The organism is Micromonospora echinofusca (genome assembly GCF_017614955.1).
In the GTDB taxonomy this organism is placed as follows: domain Bacteria; phylum Actinomycetota; class Actinomycetes; order Mycobacteriales; family Micromonosporaceae; genus Micromonospora; species Micromonospora echinofusca_A.
In genome coordinates this window covers 1-3,887 of record NZ_WVUH01000503.1, presented here as the reverse complement: position 1 = coordinate 3,887, position 3,887 = coordinate 1, and the positions used below count along the sequence as shown (strand labels likewise).

3 protein-coding genes and 1 pseudogene are annotated in these 3,887 nt (G+C 71.2%); all 4 read left to right on the top strand.

What is annotated here, in order from left to right; translation table 11 throughout:
* Positions 1-828 (top strand): annotated as a pseudogene (locus GSF22_RS31775) (APC family permease); the annotation flags it as partial.
* A 303-nt stretch (positions 829-1,131) separates the two neighbouring features.
* Positions 1,132-1,821: a hypothetical protein gene (locus GSF22_RS31770; RefSeq protein WP_244454513.1), complete on the top strand. Its 690-nt coding sequence runs from the start codon at positions 1,132-1,134 to the stop codon at positions 1,819-1,821.
* Positions 1,818-3,086: a histidine decarboxylase gene (locus GSF22_RS31765; protein ID WP_208817603.1), complete on the top strand. Its 1,269-nt coding sequence runs from the start codon at positions 1,818-1,820 to the stop codon at positions 3,084-3,086. Before GSF22_RS31770 ends, GSF22_RS31765 begins: the two co-directional genes overlap by 4 nt.
* Positions 3,086-3,887: class I SAM-dependent methyltransferase (locus tag GSF22_RS31760; protein WP_208817602.1), on the top strand; the 802-nt coding region annotated here is incomplete at its 3' end. The genes GSF22_RS31765 and GSF22_RS31760, both read left to right, overlap by 1 nt.

Genomic DNA, 3,887 nt, shown 5'->3' with positions numbered 1-3,887 from the left:
GCGCCGGGGTCGTTCGTCGAGGAGGCCGTCGACCGTGGGTCGGTGGGCCGGGCCACGATCGGCGGGGTGCTGGTACTCGGTGGGGTGTACGCGGTCGCGGCGTGGGCGATGGGGGTGGCGGTCGGCCCGGAATCTGTCGCGGGGGTGGCCGCTGATCCGGCGGGAGGTTTGCCGTTCGCGGTCCTGGAGCGCCTCGGTGTCTGGTGGGGTGTCGTTGGCGGACTGGTGCTGATCGCTGCGGTGATCACCTCGATGCTCGCGTTCCACGCGGTGGTCGCACGGTATGTGTTCGCGATGGCCCGCGAGAAGGTCCTGCCTTCGGGGCTGGCGCAGGCTGGCGGCGGTGTGCGGGTCCGCGCCCCGCGGGGTGGGTCGCTGGCGCAGACCGGTGTGGCGGTGCTGGTGGTGGGCGCGTTCGCGGTCGGTGGCGCCGACCCGGTCGCGACGGTGTTCACCTGGCTGTCGACGTTGGGTGCGATGGGCCTGTTGTGTCTGCTGGTGGCCGCGTCGGTGGCGGCGTTGCGGGCCCCGGCCAGTGTGCGGGGCCCGCGTGCGGGGGTGTGGCGGTGGCGGCTGGCGCCCGTGCTGGGTGTGCTCGGCGGGCTGGTGGTGTTGGCCGTGATGGTCGGCAACGTCGGTTCGCTGCTCGGTGCCGTACCGGGGTCGTGGTATCCGTTCCTGCTCCCGCTGATCCTCGCGACCACCGCTGTGGTCGGCGGGATGTGGGCGGTGATCCTGCGGCGGTCGCGACCGGAGGTCTACGCGGGTATCGGCCGTGGAACCCCGAAAACCCACGCGGTGCCCGATCCCATGGACATCTCGATCTGAGGCGGTGAAGTGATGACCAGAACGCACACGCCCATGCCCTCACCCGGAGCGTATGGTGTGGACCCCTTGGACCCCGCCTGGCAGCCGCCGGTGGTGCCGCCGGCCGGTCAGCGGTCGGCTGCGGGCCACGTCCCGCCGCCGGGCTACCGGACGGTCCGGGCTCCCGGCGGGCAGCAGCTACCCCTGGCTCCCGCTGCGGCTCCACTGCCTGCCCCGAACACGAGCCCACCTTTGTCGGGGAGCGGGCCGGCGCGTCGGGAGGACGGGCCGTCGGTGAGGGCTTGCCGTCAGGCTGACCTGCGGATGCAGATCGCGTACCGGTGCAAGCGGGCCAACACCGGCCACCTGATCGCGGCGGACCATGCGTTCGGTCGACGCGACGCGGTCGGCCCTCACGCCGTGATGCTGTTCTTCACCTCCGACGCGTTGGCGGAGCCGCACGGCTATCAGCTGCACACCGCGACCCGCACATTCCCGCAGTCCCCGGAAGCCGACGATCTGCCCCGGCTGCTGGCAGACCTGACGGAGGTGGCAGTAGACAACATCGCCGCCCTCGGGCGTGCCTGGAGTCCCCTCGGACCGGAGGGTTCGATGGTCAACGGCGGAGACATGACCCTGCCCCCGACCGCCACCTATGTCGGGGTGGGGGTCAGCACCCTCGACTCGGATCGGGGCCGCTGGTACCAGGTCGCCGCGACGCTACGGCAAGCGGCTGCCGCCGACCGTTACATGTCGGCGTTCAACCTCAAGGGCCAGTGCTACGCGCTGCTGACCGACGGCACCGCCCTGCACGTCGACCGTGATCCCGACGCGCGCCTCGGCGACACCGGGATCCGCTGCAACAAGACCCTCGACCCGGACCGCATCACCTACCACAACCCCCACGCCAACCTCCCCGAGCAGGGCGACGACGAGACCCGCCTGATCTGGCGGCGGCTCATCGCCCTGAACACCACCCTCGCCACTCACCTGCTCGCCCGGCGGCCGGCATGACCCACACCCCGACCCTCAGCCTCACCGACGCCGCAGACCTCCACCACGCGCCGATCGATGTCGCCACCGTCCTTGACCACCTGGTACGTGACGCCGACGCCGCCGCCGCGACGAGCATCGGATTCCCCGGCGCTGTCGACCTCGACCAGACCGAGGTCATGACCCGCCTCGGCCGCCGGTTGTGGAACAACATCGGCGACCCCGCCGATACCGGCGGAACAGCCCACACACGGGTGCTGGAGCGGGCCGTCGTCGCGTGGGTCGACGACATCCTGGCCATGCCGGCCGACGACCGGTGGGGTTACGTCACCACCGGCGGCACCGAAGGCAACCTGTCCGCCCTGCACGCCGCCCACCGCCGCCATCCCACCGCACGGATCTACTACTCGACCGCCGCCCACTACTCGATCCCCAAAATCGTCGAGATCCTCGGCGCACGTGGTGTGGTCGTCGACGCCCGTCCGGACGGGGAGATGGACTACGCGCACTTGGCGGCGCAGGTCCGCCGACACCGGCGCTGGCCGGCCATCGTGGTCGCCACCGCCGGCACCACCCTCACCGAAGCGGTCGACGACAGCACCCGCATCCGCGCCATCCTCGACGAACACCACGTGCGGGGGCACCTGCACGTCGACGCGGCCCTGTCCGGGATCCCCCTCGCCCTCGACGGCCGGCTGCGCTTCGACGACGACGCCGGCATCGGCAGCATCACCGTGTCGGGTCACAAGTTCCTCGGCGCGCCGACCCCGTGCGGTGTCGTGCTCATCCGCGACAGTGTGCGCGGCCACGGCGGCCACGTCTCCTACACCGACACCGTCGACAGCACGATCACCGGATCCCGCTGCGGCCTGGCCGCCGCGCTGCTGTGGCACGCCATCGCCACCCACGGCCGCGAAGGCCACCGCTGGCGTGCCAGCGAAGCCCGGACCCTCGCCGCCTACACCGTCTACCAACTCACCGCCGCCGGATGGCCCGCCTGGCGACACCCCCACGCCTTCACCGTCGTCCTACCCACCCCACCCGAACCGGTACGCAAGAAATGGCTGCTCGCCACCCACGGCGACACCAGCCACATCATCTGCATGCCCGGCATCACCCGCGCCCAGATCGACGCCTTCGTCGCCGACATCACCGCCGCCAGTCCGCACCACGACCTCACCCGCACGCCTTCGGGCGTAGACCACGACAGGGCCCCAGCTGGCCGGCGAACACCCGCCACGACCAGCACCGTCCATCCGCCACGACAACGGGAAGGAACCCCGTGATGGCCACAACCGCCGACCAGCGGCACCAGCTCGGCAACGGCACGAGCCGGCTGCACCTGATGCAGGACGTCCTCGACCCGCACACCCACCGGCAACTGGCCCGGATCGGAGTGAAACCCGGCCAACACGCCCTCGAACTCGGCGCCGGCGGCGGGTCCATCACCCGTCACCTCGCCGGGCTCGTCGGACCGACCGGCAAGGTCACCGCCGTCGACATCGACACCCGACTGCTGGACCCCACCGCCGTCATCGACGTCTACCAGGGCGACCTGCGTACCACCCCGGCCCCCGGGCAGCCCGGCGGCTACGACATCATCACCGCCCGCTGCCTGCTCGAGCACCTCCCCAACCGTGTCAACCTGCTGCGGCAGATGACCATCCTGCTCCGACCGGGCGGATGGCTCGTCCTCGGCGACATCGTCTACTCCCGCACCGTCGTCTACCGCGCCCCCACCGAAACCGACGCCACCCTCATCACCCGCGTCGTGCACGGCATCCTCGACACCCTCGCCGCATCCGGTGTCGACCTGCACTGGGGCGACAAAGCCCCCGGTCTGCTCCTGGACGCAGGCATGAACCACGTCCGCAGCCACTCCCACACCGAAACCTGGACCGGCGGCGGACCCGGCTGCCACCTCTACGCCCAGGACGCCCACCACCTACGCGACACCCTCACCGACACCGGCCTCACGATCACCGACCTGCACCGCTTCACCGAACTCATGGCCGACCCCCACGTCGTCGTCTCCAGCTACCAGTTCACCGCCACCCACGCCCAAAAACCCGAGCCCACCCACGCAC